21 protein-coding genes and 1 tRNA gene are annotated in these 17,409 nt (G+C 70.5%); 9 read left to right on the forward strand and 13 right to left on the reverse strand.

Annotated elements, in window-relative coordinates; all coding sequences use genetic code 11:
• Nucleotides 1-83: 83 nt before the first annotated feature.
• A complete protein-coding gene (locus EDF19_RS15620; protein WP_395860479.1) occupies nt 84-1,316 on the forward strand; it encodes a Gfo/Idh/MocA family protein in 1,233 nt (410 codons plus the stop codon).
• A gap of 74 nt (nt 1,317-1,390) precedes the next feature.
• The gene (locus EDF19_RS15625; protein WP_260217235.1) at nt 1,391-2,404 is read left to right on the forward strand and encodes a LacI family DNA-binding transcriptional regulator; all 1,014 of its coding nucleotides are present in this window, start codon (nt 1,391-1,393) and stop codon (nt 2,402-2,404) included.
• A gap of 64 nt (nt 2,405-2,468) precedes the next feature.
• Here the strand turns inward: EDF19_RS15625 and EDF19_RS15630 are convergent, their stop codons facing one another.
• On the reverse strand, nt 2,469-2,930 hold the full coding sequence (locus EDF19_RS15630) for a helix-turn-helix domain-containing protein (protein ID WP_123681793.1): 462 nt from the start codon (nt 2,928-2,930) through the stop codon (nt 2,469-2,471).
• 97 nt (nt 2,931-3,027) lie between these two features.
• Here EDF19_RS15630 and EDF19_RS15635 point away from each other — a divergent pair, with 97 nt between their 5' ends.
• Together EDF19_RS15635 and EDF19_RS18840 are read left to right on the forward strand one after the other, a co-directional pair.
• The gene (locus EDF19_RS15635) at nt 3,028-3,723 is read left to right on the forward strand and encodes an SDR family oxidoreductase (RefSeq protein ID WP_123681794.1); all 696 of its coding nucleotides are present in this window, start codon (nt 3,028-3,030) and stop codon (nt 3,721-3,723) included.
• A 113-nt stretch (nt 3,724-3,836) separates the two neighbouring features.
• Nucleotides 3,837-4,025: a hypothetical protein gene (locus tag EDF19_RS18840; protein WP_148071120.1), complete on the forward strand. Its 189-nt coding sequence runs from the start codon at nt 3,837-3,839 to the stop codon at nt 4,023-4,025.
• 173 nt (nt 4,026-4,198) lie between these two features.
• Here the strand turns inward: EDF19_RS18840 and EDF19_RS15640 are convergent, their stop codons facing one another.
• The 3 genes from EDF19_RS15640 to EDF19_RS15645 are packed head-to-tail and all read right to left on the reverse strand — an operon-like array spanning nt 4,199 to nt 5,187.
• The gene (locus EDF19_RS15640; RefSeq protein WP_185022892.1) at nt 4,199-4,561 is read right to left on the reverse strand and encodes a DUF2283 domain-containing protein; all 363 of its coding nucleotides are present in this window, start codon (nt 4,559-4,561) and stop codon (nt 4,199-4,201) included.
• Nucleotides 4,543-4,782: a DUF4258 domain-containing protein gene (locus tag EDF19_RS19555; protein WP_395860483.1), complete on the reverse strand. Its 240-nt coding sequence runs from the start codon at nt 4,780-4,782 to the stop codon at nt 4,543-4,545. The genes EDF19_RS15640 and EDF19_RS19555 overlap by 19 nt, the downstream gene beginning before the upstream one ends.
• Nucleotides 4,783-5,187: a DUF6941 family protein gene (locus tag EDF19_RS15645; protein WP_123681796.1), complete on the reverse strand. Its 405-nt coding sequence runs from the start codon at nt 5,185-5,187 to the stop codon at nt 4,783-4,785.
• Nucleotides 5,188-5,322: 135 nt separating this feature from the next.
• Between EDF19_RS15645 and EDF19_RS15650 the strand changes: the two genes are divergently transcribed.
• A complete protein-coding gene (locus EDF19_RS15650; RefSeq protein ID WP_148071121.1) occupies nt 5,323-5,721 on the forward strand; it encodes a hypothetical protein in 399 nt (132 codons plus the stop codon).
• Between the two features lie 10 nt (nt 5,722-5,731).
• Here EDF19_RS15650 and EDF19_RS15655 read toward each other — a convergent pair whose 3' ends face one another.
• The 4 genes from EDF19_RS15655 to serS form a co-directional block, all read right to left on the reverse strand.
• Nucleotides 5,732-6,295 (reverse strand): GrpB family protein, encoded by a 564-nt coding sequence (locus EDF19_RS15655; RefSeq protein ID WP_123681798.1) that lies wholly within the window; start codon nt 6,293-6,295, stop codon nt 5,732-5,734.
• A gap of 25 nt (nt 6,296-6,320) precedes the next feature.
• Nucleotides 6,321-6,408, reverse strand: a tRNA-Ser gene (locus EDF19_RS15660).
• 44 nt (nt 6,409-6,452) lie between these two features.
• On the reverse strand, nt 6,453-7,316 hold the full coding sequence (locus EDF19_RS15665; RefSeq protein ID WP_123681799.1) for an HAD family hydrolase: 864 nt from the start codon (nt 7,314-7,316) through the stop codon (nt 6,453-6,455).
• On the reverse strand, nt 7,313-8,575 hold the full coding sequence (gene serS, locus EDF19_RS15670) for a serine--tRNA ligase (RefSeq protein ID WP_123681800.1): 1,263 nt from the start codon (nt 8,573-8,575) through the stop codon (nt 7,313-7,315). The genes EDF19_RS15665 and serS overlap by 4 nt, the downstream gene beginning before the upstream one ends.
• Before the next feature lie 57 nt (nt 8,576-8,632).
• On the opposite strand from serS, the gene EDF19_RS15675 reads away from it, so the two are divergent.
• The gene (locus EDF19_RS15675; protein WP_123681801.1) at nt 8,633-9,721 is read left to right on the forward strand and encodes a diacylglycerol kinase family protein; all 1,089 of its coding nucleotides are present in this window, start codon (nt 8,633-8,635) and stop codon (nt 9,719-9,721) included.
• Between the two features lie 76 nt (nt 9,722-9,797).
• Here the strand turns inward: EDF19_RS15675 and pheA are convergent, their stop codons facing one another.
• The 4 genes from pheA to EDF19_RS15695 all read right to left on the reverse strand — a co-directional run bounded on the left by pheA (nt 9,798) and on the right by EDF19_RS15695 (nt 13,253).
• Complete coding sequence (gene pheA / locus EDF19_RS15680; RefSeq protein ID WP_123681802.1) at nt 9,798-10,754, reverse strand: prephenate dehydratase; 957 nt, start codon at nt 10,752-10,754, stop codon at nt 9,798-9,800.
• Between the two features lie 96 nt (nt 10,755-10,850).
• Nucleotides 10,851-11,396, reverse strand: a complete 546-nt coding sequence (locus EDF19_RS15685; RefSeq protein WP_123681803.1) for a MarR family winged helix-turn-helix transcriptional regulator — start codon at nt 11,394-11,396, stop codon at nt 10,851-10,853.
• A gap of 28 nt (nt 11,397-11,424) precedes the next feature.
• Nucleotides 11,425-11,874 (reverse strand): hypothetical protein, encoded by a 450-nt coding sequence (locus EDF19_RS15690; RefSeq protein ID WP_260217236.1) that lies wholly within the window; start codon nt 11,872-11,874, stop codon nt 11,425-11,427.
• Entirely contained in the window at nt 11,871-13,253 is a 1,383-nt protein-coding gene (locus EDF19_RS15695) for a molybdopterin-dependent oxidoreductase (protein ID WP_123681805.1), read from the reverse strand. The genes EDF19_RS15690 and EDF19_RS15695 overlap by 4 nt, the downstream gene beginning before the upstream one ends.
• Before the next feature lie 87 nt (nt 13,254-13,340).
• On the opposite strand from EDF19_RS15695, the gene EDF19_RS15700 reads away from it, so the two are divergent.
• Genes EDF19_RS15700 through EDF19_RS15710 form a run of 3 tightly spaced genes read left to right on the forward strand, consistent with a single transcriptional unit; the run spans nt 13,341 to nt 16,100 of the window.
• Nucleotides 13,341-14,780 (forward strand): glycosyltransferase family 87 protein, encoded by a 1,440-nt coding sequence (locus EDF19_RS15700; protein WP_123681806.1) that lies wholly within the window; start codon nt 13,341-13,343, stop codon nt 14,778-14,780.
• A 5-nt stretch (nt 14,781-14,785) separates the two neighbouring features.
• The gene (gene moaA, locus EDF19_RS15705) at nt 14,786-15,856 is read left to right on the forward strand and encodes a GTP 3',8-cyclase MoaA (RefSeq protein WP_123681807.1); all 1,071 of its coding nucleotides are present in this window, start codon (nt 14,786-14,788) and stop codon (nt 15,854-15,856) included.
• 4 nt (nt 15,857-15,860) lie between these two features.
• Nucleotides 15,861-16,100 carry a MoaD/ThiS family protein gene (locus EDF19_RS15710; protein ID WP_123681970.1) on the forward strand — a complete coding sequence of 80 codons (240 nt, stop codon included), beginning with the start codon at nt 15,861-15,863 and terminating at the stop codon, nt 16,098-16,100.
• A gap of 195 nt (nt 16,101-16,295) precedes the next feature.
• Here EDF19_RS15710 and EDF19_RS15715 read toward each other — a convergent pair whose 3' ends face one another.
• Complete coding sequence (locus EDF19_RS15715; RefSeq protein ID WP_123681808.1) at nt 16,296-17,408, reverse strand: calcium:proton antiporter; 1,113 nt, start codon at nt 17,406-17,408, stop codon at nt 16,296-16,298.
• Between the last annotated feature and the right edge of the window lies 1 nt (nt 17,409).

Here is a 17,409-nt window from a genome sequence, read left to right on the forward strand (position 1 = left end):
TAGACAAGGTGTGTCAGGATGCTCCTCGATCGCATCGGAGCGACTCGCTCGGCGACGCATCCCCCACCCTGGAAAGGTCACTGATGATCTCTGTCGGAATGGTCGGCGCGGGCCAGTTCGCCCCGCAGTTCGCGAAGTTGTTCAAGCTCCACCCCGACGTCGACCGGGTGTTCGTCACCGACCTCGTCGACGACCGTGCGTCCGAGCTCGTCGAGTCGCAGCACCTCGACGGCACCTTCCCCGACTTCGACGCCGTGCTCGCCTCGGACGTCGACGCGGTCGCGATCTTCACCCAGCGCTGGACGCACGGCCCGCTCGTGGTCAAGGCCCTGCGCGCCGGCAAGCACGTCTACTCCGCCGTCCCGATGGCGATCTCGGTCGAGGAGATCAGCGCCATCATCGAGGCCGTCCGCGAGACCGGGCTCACCTACATGATGGGCGAGACGAGCTACTACAACCCCGCCACGGTGTTCGCGCGCAAGCAGGTCGCCGACGGCGCCTTCGGCCGCGTGTTCTACGCCGAGGGCGACTACGTGCACGACATGGACCTCGGCTTCTACGCCGCCTACCAGTTCAGCGGCGGCGAGGACTGGAAGCGCACCGCCAGCTACCCGCCGATGCTCTACCCGACGCACTCCGTCGGTGGCGTCCTCGGCGCGATCCCCGGTCACGCGGTCAGCGTCAGCTGCCTCGGCGTCAAGGACGACCGCGGCGACGGCGTCTTCGACAAGGACGTCAGCCAGTTCGACAACGACTTCTCGAACGCGACCGCCCTGTTCGAGCTCGACAACGGCGGCGTCATGCGCATCAACGAGATGCGCCGCGTCGGCTACCCGTCGCACATCCGCGAGTCCCGCTTCCGCTACTTCGGCACCGAGGCGAGCTTCGAGCAGCTCGCCAAGGTCAGCGTCTGGCAGGACAAGGAGGACTCGCACGACATCAGCGACAAGATCAACACGCAGGCGACGATGGAGCTCGACGACCCGCGTCTGGCCGGCGTCGACCCCTCGCTCCGTGACGCGTTCGTCTCCGGGTACGCCGAGGTGCACGACACCGACCGTCTGCCGGCCGAGTACGCCGGCGTCCCGACCGGACACGAGGGCTCGCACCAGTTCCTGGCCGACGACTTCGTCCGCGCCGTCGTCGACCGCACCCTGCCGCCGGTGAACGCCTGGACCGCCGCACGGTTCACGCTGCCGGGCATCATCGCCCACCAGTCGGCACTGCAGGGCGGCGTCCGCCTCGACGTGCCGGACTTCGGTGACGCCCCCGAGACGGCCGAGGCCGGGTCCTCGTCTAGTATCGCGAGCGAATAGCAAGTGGTGTTCGGGTGTCGGTCCGCACGGGCCGGCACCCGAACGCGACTTCCGACCCGACGAAGGTGGCACCCGTGACCGTCCCGACGACCCCGAGGGCGGTCACCCGCGCCGACGTCGCCCGGTACGCCGGGGTCAGCACCTCGGTCGTCAGCTACGTCGTCCACGACGGACCCCGTCCGGTCGCCGCCGAGACCGCCGCCCGGGTCCGGGACGCCATCCGGGTCCTCGGGTACCGACCGAACGCCAGCGCGCAGGCGCTGCGCACCGGATCGTCGAAGATGCTCGGCCTGATCGTGCCGGAACTCGACAACCCCTTCTGGTCCGAGCTCGCGGTGGAGGTCACACACGCCGCGGCCGCCCGCGGCTACGACGTCCTGCTCGCGAACAGTGACGGCGACGCCGTGCAGGAACGCGAACGCCTCCGCAGCCTGTCGGCCCGCCAGGTCGACGGCATCATCATGACGAGCATCATGACCCGCCCGGACCTGTCCACGGTGTCGGACCCCGGCATCCCGATGGTCCTGCTCAACACCTTCTTCGAGGTCCCCGACTACGCGAGCATCGGTGTCGACGCCCTGCGCGGCGCCCACGACGGCACGAAGCACCTGGTCGAGCACGGCTACGCGTCCATCGGCCTCGTGATGGGGCACGCCGGTTCGATGGAGCTCCGGGAACAGGGATGGATGCGCGCCCTCCGCGACGCCGGCCACCCGGACGGACCGATCGTGCGCTGCGACTTCACCCGACACGGCGGGTACGAGGCCGGTCTCCGGATGTTCAGCGACCGCACCGGACCACGAGCGGTCTTCGTCAGTTCCGACATGCAGGCCGTCGGACTCCTGCGCGCGCTCTGGGAACTCGGACTCAGCGTGCCCGAGGACGTCGCCATCGTGTCGTTCGACGGCGGCGCCGAGGCGGACTACACGAACCCGCAGCTCACGACGGTCCGACAGCCGATCGAGACGATGGCGATCGCCGCGGTCGACCGCGTGCTCGGGCTCGACGCGGACAACCAGTGGCACCGCGACCTCGTGCCGGCCGAGTTGGTCCTGGGCGCGAGTTGCGGGTGCGACGTGCGTCGCTGACGCACCTGACTGACGGCCTGGAGGCGCGGGGCGGGGCCGCCACCTCCCTCCCGTCCGCCATCGCTCACGTCGCGGACGCACGCTCCATGACCGCGGTGAGTCGCTCCAGCGGCACGCGCTGGTGCGTCTCCCGCGTCACCGCGGCAGCCTCGACGGCTGCACCCGACTCGGTGTCGACGAAGCGCAGGTCCGACGTGCGCTCGGACGGACGGTGCCGGTCCGCCCAGCCGCCGAGGGCGAGCAGCACCAGGGACAGGTCACGCCCCGCATCGGTGAGGACGTACTCCTCGCGGGCCCGCGCACCCTCGGGCTTGTAGGTCGTGCGTTCGAGCACTCCCCCGTTGACGAGCGAGGCGAGCCGGGCCGTGAGGACCTCACGCGGGATCCCGAGACTCTGCTGGAACTGGCTGAAGCGGGTCGAGCCGCCGAGGGCGTCGCGGACGATCATGAGCGTCCACTTCTCGCCGAGGACGTCGAGGGAGCGTGCGATGGGGCAGCGCTCGTCGCCGCCGAGGATGCCGAGCATGCGTTCATCCTAGCTGGGTTCGATTTCCGGACACGACGTGTTAGGTTCGGTTTCCGTACTCACCTGCTGTTGATCTTCTTCTCGACTGGAGCACCTCATGACCGACCTCACCCACGCGATCGTCCTCGTCACCGGAGCGAACGGCGGCCTCGGCGCCGAGTTCGTCCAGCAGGCACTCGACCGCGGCGCCGCCAAGGTCTACGCCACCGCCCGCACCCCGCGCACCTGGGACGACGAGCGCATCGTGCCGCTCGCCCTCGACGTGACGAGCCAGGAGAGCGTCGACGCGGCCGCCCGTGCCGCCGCGGACACCACCGTGCTCGTGAACAACGCCGGCATCGGCGGTTCCGCACCTCTGCTCGACACCTCCGTCGACGAGGTCGAGCACGTCTTCGCGACGAACGTCTTCGGTGCACTCCGCGTCGCCAAGGCCTTCGCGCCGTCACTCCGCGGCGGGGCACTCATCGACGTGCACTCCGTCCTGAGCTGGATCGCCCTCGCGGGTGGCTACTCGGCCTCGAAGGCGGCGTTCTGGTCCATCACGAACTCCCTCCGGCTCGAGCTCGCACCGCAGGACACGCAGGTCGTCGGCGCCCACCTCGGCTACACCGACACCGGCATGACCGCCGACCTCGACGTCGAGAAGGCCGACCCGGCCGACATCGTCAGGACGATCTGGGACGCGGTCGAGGCCGGCGAGCACGAGGTCCTCGCCGACGAGATCAGCCGGAACGTCCGGGCGGGTCTGAGCGCGCCGCTGTCGGCGCTGTACCCGGCGCTCGCGACGGCCTGAAGCGTGTTCTCGTCAGGGCGGTGACGGTCCTGGTTCACGAACACCCCGGTTCGTGGACCAGGACCGTCAGTCACCGCAGGCGAGTTCCCTCGCCCCGCAGGTACCCTGACCCGATGACGACGGGGGAAGCGTCCACAGGGCGCGCTGTGGCCTTCTGGGTGACGGCAGCGCTCGGGACGGTCGCAGGCTTCGCCACGTGGCTCTGGCTGTCCCTCGCGTCGGACGTCGACAACCGACGTTCGGCTGACGACTTCTCGCACCCGAACGAGGGCGCCCTGTCACTCGGTCTCCCCGTCGAATGACTGTGGGACGGGGACGACGAGGCATCGCGGAGTGGCGGACGTCCATCAAGCGGCGCACGCCGCAGCTGTTCCTCGGGAAGAACATCCTGCTCCGCGAGCGGGATCTCGAAGCCGCATGACCGAGGAGTACCGGCTCCTCACCGGAGCCGAGGGGCCTGCGCTCGTCCTCGTTGTCAGACCGCGATCGACGAACCGTCCGCGTTCGCTGCGGCACCCCGCTGGACAGAAGTGCCTTCGGTGCCCTGAGTCAAACGCAGCGACGACGCAACACTCGGCCGGAGTGCTCGCAGGGTCTCGACATCCGCGCTGTGAACGTGCAACTCGTCGACGAGACGCTGGAACGGGATCTCCGCATCGAGGCGCAGCACTTCGATACCCACGACCATGCCGAGGGCATCGACGTCCACGAGGACGTCGGCAGTGAGTTCGCGCGTGTCCTCGACGTCGGAGTCGCTCATCGTGATGTAGGCGACATCGCTCTGCGCATCGACCGTGATCTGGAACGGAACTCTCGGCATCAGATACCACCTTTCCACGCTGCGCTCTTGACGACCATGGGTTCGGTCTGTGGAGGCGAGCCTACAACCCATACTTTGAGGACACGCCCGTCGCCCCGTGGGACGCCGTCGAACCGAGTGGACCCCTCCGGAGTCGGCAAGACGTGCAAGTGCTCGCTGAGCACGGACATGACGTCAGCACGTTCTATTCGACGCTGGGCCATGCGTTGCAGCACATGGCGGGTGAAGACCGGTTGCAACTAGCTTCCCAGCACTTCCGCTTCGAACCGAAGCGTGCGGACCTCGACGTCGTCCAGCCGCACGTGACAGGTGTACGTCCCCGCGCTGAGGATCGGAATGGTGAGAGTCGCAGCGAACAGGACCCCGACCTTGCCGTCTCCGTACGGTCGGGCCCCCTGATCCGTCGTCAGGACGCTGCTGAAGGCAATCTCGTACGCGCCGTCGTCCGGGCCCAGCAGGACACTCATCTCGACCGGCCCGTCACCCTCTCGCATCCGAACCCGTCCGGCCACCGACGTGATCCAGTTCGCCGGGAGGGCACGACCTTCGAGCGTGGCGTGCGTGTAGCTCCCGCCGATCACCATCAGGCGACCGTTCTCCACCTGCGCAAAATCAGCGAGGAACGCATAGTCGAGCTCTGCCATGTGACGGACATTAGCGGACACGACACTCAGGATGTCACCCTTCGCGAGCCATCACGCTGCAGGGCGGAACGCCGGATACCGCTGCGCGGATGGCGAGCACATTCGGCATCCGACAACCGGCGCTACCCTGAGCGGATGACGACGGGGGCGGTGTCGGAACGACGGTCGGGGTGGACGTCGATGGGCTGGACGTGGGCGTTCTGGGCCACGGCGGTGATCGGCGCGCTGGGCGGGTGCTGCTCGTGGTTGTGGCTGTACCTCGCCTCCGAGGAGGACCTGCGGGGCACGGCGCACGACCGCTCCGGGTTCAACGAGGACATCGTCACCATCGGCGGGGTGCCGCTGCTCCTCGCGCACGCCCTCGGGCTCGCCGCACTGCTCGCGCTCGCGGGTCGAGCGCGAGGGACCCGCAGGTCGGCCTGGGTCCTCGCGGTCGTCGTGCTCCTGGTCGACTCGCTGATCGGCATGGTCGTGTCACTGAGCCTGACCGGCGGGGAGCTCGTCGCCGTGTGGCCACGGCCGTACCGACCCTGACGCGCCTCGGTCAGCCGCGAGCGCCTCGGCCGGTGATGCCGCGGTTGACGGCGGTGATCGCGTCACGCTCCTCGGCAGAGAGGCCGGCCTCATCGAGGACACGGCTGAGCACGCCGCTCTTGCGCTCGAGGTAGTCGTCGATGTCGCGTGCCTCGGCACCTGCGCTGCGCTTCACCGCGGCGTACTCGTCGCGGAGCGCCCGATCCGCACGAAGGACGTCGCGGACGCCGAGGTGGTTCCGCAGCGCCAGCGACCCGGCCGTGACGACGTAGGTGTTGCTCGGAGGGAAGCGCTCGGGCGTCCGGAAGGCCTGCCGATCCGGGACGCCGAGGTCGCCGCGTGGCTCGAACCCGATCGTCGCGAGCGCGGACACGGCAGCCGACACGTGCGCGGGATCGACGACGACGTCCACGTCGATGACCGGCTTGGCCGCCAGACCGGGGACCGCGGTGCTGCCGACGTGCTCGATGGCGCGGAACGGAGCTTCGGCTTCCTGGAGGGCCGCGGCGTACGCGTCACGCAACGCGGCGAACCGGTCGGGCCACGACGCCCGGTACTCGACGACCTCGATCATCCACCGACCGTACCGACGCGTTGCATGGCGGAGGGTGTGGGATTCGAACCCACGAGACATCTCTGCCCACCTGTTTTCAAGACAGGCTCCATCGGCCGCTCGGACAACCCTCCAGTGACGCGACCACGTGGCGAGACGTGATCGCGTCCCGAGAAGTCTAGCGGGGCAGGGAGTCGAGCGCCGCTGCCAAGCCGTCGTCGGTCACGCCGCCGGTGAGCTCGTTGCCGGCGTCGACGACGTCGTCCGGAGCCTGGCCCATCACGACGCCGCGACCGGAGGTCGACGCCCACCGCAGCATGTCGATGTCGTTCCGGCCGTCACCCGCGGCGAAGACACGCGACCGCGGGATGTCGAGCCACTCGCGGATGCGCTCCATCGCGGTCGCCTTCGTCACGCCCTCTGGTGCGATGTCGAGCCACGCGGTCCACCCCACGGTGTACGAGACCTTGTGCAGGCCCATCGCCTCGACGATCTGCAGGAACTCCTCGAGCCCGTGCTCCGGCGAGATCACCACGACGCGGGTGGCCTCGACCTCGAGCAGGCGTTCGAAGGGCACCTGTTCGCCGGCGTTCGTCATGGTGTCGGCCGGGAAGTTCTCGGACAGCAGGAACCGGCCGGTCTCGTCCTCGACGCCGAAGGCCGCGTTGGTGAGCGCGCCGTGGATCGTCTGCAGGACCTCGGACGGGTCGAACCGCTCCACGTGGACGCGCTCGTACGACCCGTCGGGGCGACGGGCGAGCGTGAGTGCTCCGTTGGCGCAGACGAGGTACTTCGGCTCGATGCCGAGGGTCTCGAGCAGGGGCACGGTCATGCCCTCGCTGCGGCCGGTGGAGAGCATGACCTCGTGCCCGGCGGCTTCGGCGTCGCGGATGGCGGCGACGACGGTGTCGGTGATGACCCCGTCCTCGCGCATCGTGGTGCCGTCGATGTCGAGTGCGACCAACCAGCGCTTGGTGCGGGTGGGCGCACCGGTGCCGGCGCCCTGCGCGTCACCATCGACGAACCGCCCCTTCGCGCTCATCGGGGCTCGATCACCTCGACGCCGCCGAGGTAGGGGCGCAGGACCTCGGGCACGACGACGGAGCCGTCGGCCTGCTGGTGCGTCTCGAGGATCGCGACGATCCAGCGGGTGGTCGCGAGCGTGCCGTTGAGCGTGGCGACCGGAGCGGTCTTGCCGCTCTCGGTGCGGTAGCGGATGTCGAGACGGCGGGCCTGGTACGTGGTGCAGTTCGACGTGGAGGTGAGCTCGCGGAACGTGCCCTGCGTCGGGACCCAGGCCTCGATGTCGTACTTCTTCGCGGCGCTCGTGCCGAGGTCGCCGCCGGCGACGTCGATCACGCGGTAGTGCAGCCCGAGGTCCTGCAGCATCTGCTCCTGGTAGCCGACGAGCTTCTCGTGCTCGGCCTCGGCCTGGTCCGGGTGGACGTAGGAGAACATCTCGAGCTTGTTGAACTGGTGCACGCGGAGGATGCCGCGGTTGTCCTTGCCCGCCGAACCGGCCTCGCGCCGGTAGCAGGTCGACCAGCCGGCGTAGCGGTGGGTACCGCTGTCCAGGTCGAGGATCTCGTCGGCGTGGAAGCCGGCGAGGGCGACCTCGCTCGTGCCGGTGAGGTACAGGTCGTCGGCCTCGAGCCGGTAGACCTCGGCAGCGTGCTCGCCGAGGAACCCGGTGCCCGCCATGGTCTCGGGGCGGACGAGCGTCGGGGTGATGAGCGGTTCGAACCCGGCTGCGACGGCGCGGTCGAGGCCGAGCGACATCAGCGCGATCTCGAGCCGGGCACCGAGGCCGCGGAGGAAGTAGAAGCGCGAGCCGGAGACCTTCACACCGCGCGGGATGTCGATGATGCCGAGGTGCTCGCCGAGGTCGGCGTGGTCCTTCGGCTCGAAGTCGAACTCGGGCTTCGTGCCGACGGTGCGGAGCGTGACGAAGTCGTCCTCCCCACCCTCCGGCACGCCGGGCAGCACGACGTTCGGGATGGAACGGACGACGGAGGTGAAGGTCTGCTCGGCCGCTGTGACGAGGGCCTGCGCCTCCTTCACACGGGCGGCGAGCGCCTGTGCCTGCTGCACGAGTGCGGCCTTCTCGTCCTTCGGGGCCTTCGCGACGGTCTTGCCGAACGCGTTCTGCTCGGCGCGCAGCGACTCGAAGGAGGTGATCGCACTGCGCCGGGCCGCATCGGCGGCGACGGCTTCGTCGACGACGGCGACTGATGCGCCGCGTGCGTGCTGTGAGGCCTTGATGACGTCCGGGTCGTCGCGGAGCAGCTGTGGATCGATCACCGCCCCATCTTAGAGGCGGCCACCCGCGTGCAGCATTCGATCGGTACCGTTGGTGGCATGTCGACCCCTTCGGAGACCGCGCCCGCGGACCAGGACGCCCTCCCCACCGAACAGCGGACGGCAGCGGTGGTCTACAACCCCGTCAAGGTCCACCTGCCGACCCTCAAACGCACCGTCGACAAGCACCAGCAGGAGGCCGGCTGGGCCGAGACCCTCTGGTTCGAGACGACCGAGGAAGACCCGGGCGGCGGCATGGCCCGAGCGGCGCTCGACGCCGGCGCCGAGGTCATCGCCGCGGCCGGAGGTGACGGAACGGTCCGCGCGGTCGCCGAGGTCGTGCACGGTTCCGACGCGTCGCTGGCGCTCCTGCCGAGCGGCACGGGCAACCTCCTCGCCCGCAACATGAAGCTCCCGCTCGACGACCTGGCCGGCAGCGCTCGCACGATCTTCGCCGGGCACGACCGGTCCATCGACTTCGGCCTGATCGGGGTCGAACGTCCGGACGGCCGCCGCGACAAGTTCGGATTCCTCGTGATGGCCGGCCTCGGCCTCGATGCCCGGATGCTCGCGAACACCCGGCCCGAGCTCAAGAAGCGGGTCGGCTGGCTGGCCTACCTCGACTCGCTGTTCCGCTCCGTGCGGGACACCGACGGCTTCGAGTTCCGGTACCGCCTCGACGAGTCCGCCCGGAACGGTTCGGTGCGTGCGCACTCGGTGATCGTCGGCAACTGCGGGATGCTGCAGGCGAACGCCATGCTGCTGCCCGACGCCGAGATCGACGACGGCGTGTTCGACATCGTGGTGATGCGGCCGCGCGGCTTCTTCGGCTGGGTGCGGATCGGCGCTCGGGTGTTCTGGGAGAACGCGATCCTCCGCTGGTTCCGCCGCTCAGCGCTGTCGGACACCCTGATCGGGCGCCGGATCACGACGGCCGCGAAGCAGGAGCGACCCTTGCGCTACATGCGCGGCGAGGAGTTCACGCTGCGGCTCGAGAAGCCCGACGAGTTCGAGATCGACGGCGACCCGGTGGGCGAGATCGTGGCGTTCCGCGCCCGGATCGACCCCGGTTCGCTGAACGTCAAGGTGCCGACGGTGACCCCGCGTCCGAGCCGCGTCCGCGGCCGCGCGCGAGCCGCCAAGCGCTGAGCGCGAGCCGCCGAGCGCTCAGCGCGAGCGGCCGAGCGCTCAGCGGGAGCCGCCGAACCGCCGAACCGCCGAGCGCTCAGCGTGCGTCCGGCTCCCCGGAGACGATCGCACGGAGCCAGTCCCGCGCCTCGACGAACGCCTCGTCCGAGTAGCGCGCGGGGACTTCGGGGCGCTCCCCGTCGGCCCGCGGGTACGACCCGAGGAACGTCACGGCCGGGCTGAACCGGCGGAGGCCGAGCAGTGCGTCCGCGACCCGCTCGTCCTGCACGTGCCCGTCGAGGTCGATGACGAACCGGTACCGGCCGAGCTCGTCGCCGATCGGCCGCGACGACAGCAGCCCCATGTTGATGCCCCGCGTCGCGAACTGCTCGAGCATGTCGACCAGGGCGCCCGGGTGATCGGCTGGCAGTTCGACGATGACGCTCGTCTTGTCGGCGCCGGTCGGTGCGGGCAGCGACAGGGTGCGCGAGACGAGGACGAACCGGGTGACGGCGGACGCGTTGTCACCGATGGACCGTGCGAGGACGGCGAGGTCGTGGTGGTCGGTGATGCCGGGCGGCGCGACGGCGGCGTCGGCGGTCGGGTTCGGCTCCAGCAGCGCGAGCGCCGCCGCGACGTTCGACGATGCGGGGATGTGCCCGTGACCGGGCAGGTTCGCCTCGAGCCAGTTGTGGGTCTGCGCGTACGCGACCGGGTGCGCGTTGACGGTGCGGACGTCGGCGAGCGTGGTGCCGTGCCGTGCGACGAGGACGAAGTCGACGGGGACCAGGTACTCCCCCACGATCCGGACGCCGGGGATCCGGGCGAGCGCGTCCTGGGTGGCACTGACGCCACCGTCGACGCTGTTCTCGATCGCGATGACCGCACCGATGGAGCGCCCGGACATGACGTCGTCCAGGGCCTCGCCGACGTTGTTGACGCTGCGCCACGGCTTGCCGGCCGCGGCCTCGACGAGCTTGAGTGCCGCCTCGGTGAAGGTGCCGGCTGGTCCGAGGTAGGAGTACGTGTCGGACGGCGCGGCGGGCTCACTCATGGGCCGAGCCTATTGCAACGGCCGGACGCACAAGACGTCCAGATGGACGCACAAGACGTCCGTTCAGATGCAGAAGAACGCCGGATGGAGCACCGCTCAGTCGGTGGCCGTCCCCGTCAACCGCGCCTCGCAGATCGCCGTGTCGTCGTCGTCGCGCGGGTAGGTCAGCGCCGCGAACCGCCCCTCGGGGTCGAGCCGCGACAGCAGCGCAGCCGCGATCCCGTCGAGCTGCCCGACCTGCTCGTCGGAGAGCGCGTCGATGACCACGCGGCGAGCGGTGCGCACGTGGTCCGGCGCCGCGTCGACGATGGCGGCGTAGCCCTCGTCCGTCAGGCGCACGTCGGTGGCTCGGCGGTCGTCGGAGGACGGGCAGCGCGACACCAGACCGCGCTTCTCGAGCCGCGACACCACGTGCGAGAGCCGCGGCAGCGAGGCGTTCGTGGCCGAGGCGAGCGCCGACATCCGCAGCGTCCGGGTGTCGGTCTCGGACAGCATCGCGATGACCATGTAGTCGAAGTGCGTCAGGTCGGCGTCCCGCTGCAGCTGCTGGTCGAGCGCCGCCGGCAGGAGCTCCATGACGGCGACGAGCTTCATCCAGGCACGCAGCTGTTCGCGCGTGAGCCACGGGGTCTCATCGGTCATGTCTGCATCCTACCGAAAGGTTGTCGCTTTAACCAGTAGTTGTGGGGACCCCGGCTGACCGACGCCGCGCCCGCACCACCCCGACGACGAGCACCGCCACCACGACGAGCAGCAGCACACCCTCGACGAGCAGCAACCGCGTGCCGTAGTCGAACGGCAGGATCGTCGGGTTCTTCTGACCGTGGTGCTTCGCGGCGATCTCGGGCAGCACCACCAGGGCGAGGACACTCCCGAGGACGATCGCCACCTGCACCACGACGAGCACCCAGACCCGCAGCGCGCGACCGGCTCGGCGCAGGAGGAGCCCGACCCCCACCACGAACGGCGACAGGATCGCGTCGTGCAGGATCACCGCACCGAGCAACCACGTCGCGAGTCCCACGATCCGGTTCGGCCGCACGGACGTCACCAGGACGTACGCCCCGAACGCGATCACCAGCACACCGACGACGACGAGCACGATCCGCGCAGCCTTCACCGCAGCACCTCGATCTTCTCGATCCACTTGGTCTGCAGCACGCCGGGCCGTCCCGGAGCGATGATCCGCGCCGGGAACCCGTGGTCCAGGTCGAGCGTCGCACCGTTCAGCTCGAGGGCGACCAGGGTCGTCGGGTCCTCTGCGTACTCCGGCCCCATGTCCATGATCCGGTAGCCGCCGTGGCGTTCCAGGCTCGTCACCCGCACGTGCGATCCGGGCTCGGCCTGCACCGCTCCGAGCAGGTCGCGCATCCGCACGCCCTTCCAGGTCGCCATCTGGCTCCACCCTTCGACGCACGAGATCGGCAGGTCGACCTGCGCGGAGCCGAGCGCGACGAGTTCCGCACGCACGAACGTCCGGGTCACGTCCGGTCCGACGACCGTCAGCGTCCAGTCCGCGGCGGTCGCGGTCGCGAGGACGCCGGCGGCCCGTGCGGTGCGGTTGACCGGCAGGCCGTTCGCACCGAGACCCCGCTGGCGTGCGCCGAACACGTTGAATGGTTCGGCGAGCTTGGAGGACTGCCCGGCGGTCAGGGCGACGACGCCCACGACGGCGGCCGTCACGCCGGCGAAGAACCCGCGTCGCGCGATGCGCTCACGTCGTCCGGTGGCTGCTCCCGGCGTCGGACTGGAGGCCCGGCCCGGCTCCGGCAGGTCGGCCGTCGGCTGGCCGACGCTCGGCTCTTCGGACACCTCGCGGGTCTCCGGGGCCGTGTCCGGTCCGGTGGGACGGGACTCGACGCCGCCGGGGGCGGCGTCGACACCGTCGATCCAGCGGAACACGCGGCCCAGCAGGCCAGGGGCGGTGGACCCGGCCGTCTCGGAGTCCGCAGCCTGCGGGGCGGACGCGAGTCGGGCCTCCCGGGTCGGTGGGAGCAGCTCACTGCCGGACGCGGGGTCCGCGATGAACCGGCCCTGCGCGTCGTAGGAGTCGCGCTTCCGCCAGTAGCGGGCGATGATCGGCAGCTTCGCCGCGACGTGGATGACCAACGAGCCGATGATCACGTAGGCCATGGCGTTGTGCACCTGGCGGAACGGGAACGGCCACGGGTACCACTGGTACGTGTTGAGCAGACCCGTGGTGACCTGCACGATCGATGCCGAGACGAGCACCGCGATCGAGATCCGCTCGAGCAGGTGCAGGACACCACGCACCGGCGGGACCTGCACGAGCGCGGGCATGACGGTGTTGAGCTTCGCCAGCAGCAGCGGGATGATCGCGATCCCGGTCGTGATGTGGAGCCCCTGCGTGAACTGGTAGAGCTGCGCGGGACGGGTCGGGAACCGCATCCAGCCGAGCGGCTCCTGCAGCAGGTGGCTGTAGATGCCGGTGCCGAAGCAGACCAGGAACGCGATGCCGAGCAGGCGACCGAGCACCACGGCCGAGCGCGCGTTCCGGTTGGGGGACGCCAGGGCTGCTCGTCCGTCGAGCAGGAGCCGCCGGACGCCCGCTAGCCTCGACGGACCATGAGCGACCGACTGCGTGCCGACCGACCGTCCCCCGCCGTCGGCAGGGTCTCCGTGCTCGCCGTCGTGGTGGCGGTCGTCGGAGTACTCGCCCTGTCGGGCGTCATCGCCGTCGGCGTCACGCATCTGGGGTTCCTCCGATCCGGCCATCGTTCCTCATTCGTTGCGTGGACGCTGATCGCTTGGACGGTCTTCGTGATCGCCGTGCTGGCGTTGCGCTTCGTGCCCGCCCGCTGGGTGACCGCCGTGGTCGTCGGTGGGGCGGTGGTCGTCGGGATCGCGGCGATCGCGGGTCCGCCGAACACGAGCACCGACTCCGCGCGGTACGCCTGGGACGGCATCGTCCAGCATGCCGGTGTCTCACCGTACGCGCACACCCCCCAGTCCACGGCACTGTCCGGTCTCCGACCCGACTGGTTGTTCCCGGACAAGGTGGGTGGCACGTGCGACCCGCTGCAGCCCCGCTACCGGGGCCTCGGCGACGGGGCTGACGGTCACTGCACCGCGATCAACCGTCCGGACGTCGTCACGATCTACCCGCCGATGGCCCAGCTCTGGTTCGCCGGTGTGCGCGCCTTCGTCCCGGCGACGGCCCAGTACATGCCGTTCCAGATCGCCGGACTGCTCGTCTCGCTCGGCGTCACCCTCGGGCTCGTCGCGGTGCTCCGCCGCCTCGGTCGCCCGACCTGGTGGGCGGCGCTGTGGGCGTGGTCGCCGCTCGTCGCCTCCGAGGCGGTCACGAACTCGCACGTCGACGTCGTCGGTGCCGCGCTCGCCACGGCCGGCGCAGTACTGGTGGCGTTCGGCCGACCGATCTGGGGAGGGATCGCGCTGGGGGCTGCGACGGCGACGAAGCTGATCCCGGCGATCGTGTACCCGGCGCTGCTCGGCCGGTGGCGGTCGTGGTGGGCGATCCCGGTGGGCATCGTGTTCTTCGGGCTGCTCTACGTGCCGTACGTGCTGAGCACGGGGCTCGACGTGCTCGGGTACCTGCCCGGCTACCTCAGCGAGGAGGGCTACGAGGACGGCTCCCGGTTCGCGCTCGTGTCGCTCGTGTTCCGGGGTGATGCGGCCACCGTGGTGGTCGGGCTCATCGTCCTGCTCGCCGCGTTCGTGGCGTGGCGGTTGTCCGACCCGTCGCGGCCGTGGTCCGGCGAGGTGCTGATGATCGGCGTGACGTTCCTCGCGGTGACCCCGCGCTACCCCTGGTACGCGCTGCTGCTCATCCCGTTCGTGGTGCTGTCCGGCCGGTGGGAGTGGTTGTCGATCGGACTCGCGATCGCGCTCCGAGGGGTGTGGCCGTCGGCGGACGCCTACCGGTGGTGGTTGCTCGCCGCCGTGGCCGTCATCGTGGTGGTGACGCTCCTGCGCACGAGCCGGTCGGACTGGCGGCGCTGGTGGGGACGGCTGTCGTTCCGGCGCCTCCAACACGTACGCTGACGACCATGGCACCCGCGACCCTGCTCGGCACGACCGGTTCCGTGGACCCGGCGTCCGACGGGCTCCTCGACCGCTTCGGGCGTCGCGCCGTCGACCTGCGGGTGTCGCTGACCGAGCGCTGCAACCTCCGCTGCACGTACTGCATGCCCGCGGCCGGGCTGCCGTTCGCCCCGGACGGCGAGCTCATGACCGCATCCGAGATCGAGCGGCTGGTCCGGATCGGATCCGGACGCTTCGGGGTCAGGAAGGTGCGCTTCACCGGCGGCGAGCCGATGCTCCGACACGACCTGGTCGACGTGATCGCGCGGTGCGCAGCGCTGCCCGACGCCCCCGAGCTCTCGCTCACCACCAACGCCATCGGGCTCGCGCACCGGGCGCAGGCCCTCTACGACGCGGGACTCCGACGGGTGAACGTCTCGCTCGACACCGTCGACCCGGACGTCTTCACCACGGTGACCCGCCGGCCGTTCCTGGACAAGGTGATCGCCGGGCTGTCGGCCGCGCACGAGGCCGGACTCGACATCAAGGTGAACGCGGTGCTGCTCCGCGGTGTGAACGACGGCACCGCGCCGGAGCTCCTCCGCTGGTGCCTGGAGCGCGGCTACGAACTCCGGTTCATCGAGCAGATGCCGCTCGACCCCGACCACGCCTGGGACCGCACCGAGATGGTCACCGCGGCCGAGACCCGCGCGATGCTCGCCCCGTCGTTCGTGCTGACCCCGGACGACGCCCCGCGCGACGGCGCCCCGGCGGAACGGTTCCGCGTGCACGCGCGCGACGCCGCCGCGCCGTCGGGCGTCGGCGAGATGCTCGGGACCGTCGGGATCATCGCGAGCATCACCGAGTCGTTCTGCGCCGACTGCACCCGCACCCGACTGACCGCCGACGGGAACGTCCGGAGCTGCCTGTTCTCGGACGAGGAGACCGACGTGCTCGGGCCGATGCGCGCGGGGGCGACCGACGACCAGGTCGCCGAGCTGTGGCGGCGGGCGATGTGGGCGAAGCCCCGCGACCACGGGGACGACAGCGACGAGCTGGTGCACCCGACGCGTGGCATGAGCGCGATCGGTGGCTGAGGGCGTGACCACGATCCGCTTCTTCGCCGCTGCCCGCGCGGCGGTCGGTGTCGACTCGCTGTCGACCACGGCCGGCACGATCGACGAGGCCGTGCGCGAGGTCGCCGCCGTCGACCCCGAACGCTGGGCGGCCCTGCAGGAGCGCTGCTCGTACCTCGTCGACGGCGTGACCACGCGCGACCGGGGCACCTCGCTCGCCGGCGTCGAGGTCGTCGACGTCATGCCGCCCTTCGCCGGCGGCTGAGCTCGGCGGAGCGTCGCCTCCCTCCGCCGGAGTCTCCTTCCGTCCGCCGACGTGTCCTGGCGTCCGCCTGCGTCTCCTGGCGTCCGCCGACGTCTCCTTCGTGAGCAGAAATGGTCGGGTCGCGCGACGCCACCCGACCATTTCTGCTCACGAAGCGCGCCCGGCACCCGCGCGCGCGGCCCGCGCGCGCGCCCGCTACGGCGAGACGGACAGCACGATGAACGCGGCGAAGATCACCAGGTGCACCCCGCCCTGCAGCCGCGTCGCGCGCCCCGGCAGCACCGTGAGCACCGCCGCGACGATCGTCAGCGCGAGGAGCACGATCTGGCTCGACCCGAGGCCGAGCAGCAGCGTGCCGGGCATGAACAGCGACGCGACCGCGATCGACGGGATCGTCAGGCCGATCGACGCCATGGCCGAGCCCATCGCCAGGTTCAGGCTCGTCTGGATCCGGTTCCGGGCGGCGGCCTTCGAGGCGGCGATGCCCTCGGGCAGCAGGATGAGCAGCGCGATCACCACACCGACGAACGACGGCGGGAACCCGACAGCCGCGACCCCGGCCTCGATCGCCGGCGACTCGACCTTGGCGAGGCCGACGACCGCGACGAGTGCGACCACCAGCAACCCGAGGGACACGAGCGTGGCACGGCCGGTCGGGTGTGCGGCGTGGGCGGACTCGGACTCGGAGGCGGACTCGGCGAGGACCCCGCCGGCGCGGTTGACGGGCAGGAAGAAGTCCCGGTGCGCCACGGTCTGCGTCAGCACGAACAGCCCGTACAGCACGAGGGACGCCACCGCCACGAACACCAGCTGCGTGCCCGTGAAGGACGCGTCGTCGGTGCCGGTCGTGAAGGTCGGCAGCACCAGGGTCAGCACGGCGAGGGCGGCGACCGTCATCGTCGCGGCGCTCGCGCCCTCTTGGTTGAACCGGACGGTGTTGTGGCGCAGGGTCCCGATCAGGATCGCGAGCCCGACCAGGCCGTTCATCGTGATCATCACCGCCGAGAACACGGTGTCGCGGGCGAGGGTCTCGGCCTGCGCGCCGCCGGAGCTCGACAGCGAGATGATCAGCGCGACCTCGATGATCGTCACGGCGACGGCGAGCACGAGCGAGCCGAACGGTTCACCGACGCGGTGCGCGACCACCTCGGCGTGGTGCACCGCTGCCAGGACGGTCGCGGCGAGGACGACCGCGACGATCGCGACCACCGCGGTGCCGAGGCCGTACCGGCCGTACGAGAACGCGAGCACGACGGCCGCCAGGATCGGGGTGCCGACGGGCCACGCCTTGGAGAACCAGGAGGTCATC

It is taken from the genome of Curtobacterium sp. PhB115, from assembly GCF_003752025.1.
Classification (GTDB): Bacteria; Actinomycetota; Actinomycetes; order Actinomycetales; family Microbacteriaceae; genus Curtobacterium.

Coding starts and splice junctions, on each gene's coding strand:
- EDF19_RS15620 (WP_395860479.1), top strand. CDS start 84: ATGATCTCTGTCGGAATGGTCGGCGCGGGCCAGTTCGCCCCGCAGTTC.
- EDF19_RS15630 (WP_123681793.1), bottom strand. CDS start 2,930: ATGCTCGGCATCCTCGGCGGCGACGAGCGCTGCCCCATCGCACGCTCC.
- EDF19_RS15635 (WP_123681794.1), top strand. CDS start 3,028: ATGACCGACCTCACCCACGCGATCGTCCTCGTCACCGGAGCGAACGGC.
- EDF19_RS18840 (WP_148071120.1), top strand. CDS start 3,837: ATGACGACGGGGGAAGCGTCCACAGGGCGCGCTGTGGCCTTCTGGGTG.
- EDF19_RS15645 (WP_123681796.1), bottom strand. CDS start 5,187: ATGGCAGAGCTCGACTATGCGTTCCTCGCTGATTTTGCGCAGGTGGAG.
- EDF19_RS15650 (WP_148071121.1), top strand. CDS start 5,323: ATGACGACGGGGGCGGTGTCGGAACGACGGTCGGGGTGGACGTCGATG.
- EDF19_RS15655 (WP_123681798.1), bottom strand. CDS start 6,295: ATGATCGAGGTCGTCGAGTACCGGGCGTCGTGGCCCGACCGGTTCGCC.
- EDF19_RS15665 (WP_123681799.1), bottom strand. CDS start 7,316: ATGAGCGCGAAGGGGCGGTTCGTCGATGGTGACGCGCAGGGCGCCGGC.
- EDF19_RS15675 (WP_123681801.1), top strand. CDS start 8,633: ATGTCGACCCCTTCGGAGACCGCGCCCGCGGACCAGGACGCCCTCCCC.
- pheA (WP_123681802.1), bottom strand. CDS start 10,754: ATGAGTGAGCCCGCCGCGCCGTCCGACACGTACTCCTACCTCGGACCA.
- EDF19_RS15685 (WP_123681803.1), bottom strand. CDS start 11,396: ATGACCGATGAGACCCCGTGGCTCACGCGCGAACAGCTGCGTGCCTGG.
- EDF19_RS15700 (WP_123681806.1), top strand. CDS start 13,341: ATGAGCGACCGACTGCGTGCCGACCGACCGTCCCCCGCCGTCGGCAGG.
- moaA (WP_123681807.1), top strand. CDS start 14,786: ATGGCACCCGCGACCCTGCTCGGCACGACCGGTTCCGTGGACCCGGCG.
- EDF19_RS15715 (WP_123681808.1), bottom strand. CDS start 17,408: ATGACCTCCTGGTTCTCCAAGGCGTGGCCCGTCGGCACCCCGATCCTG.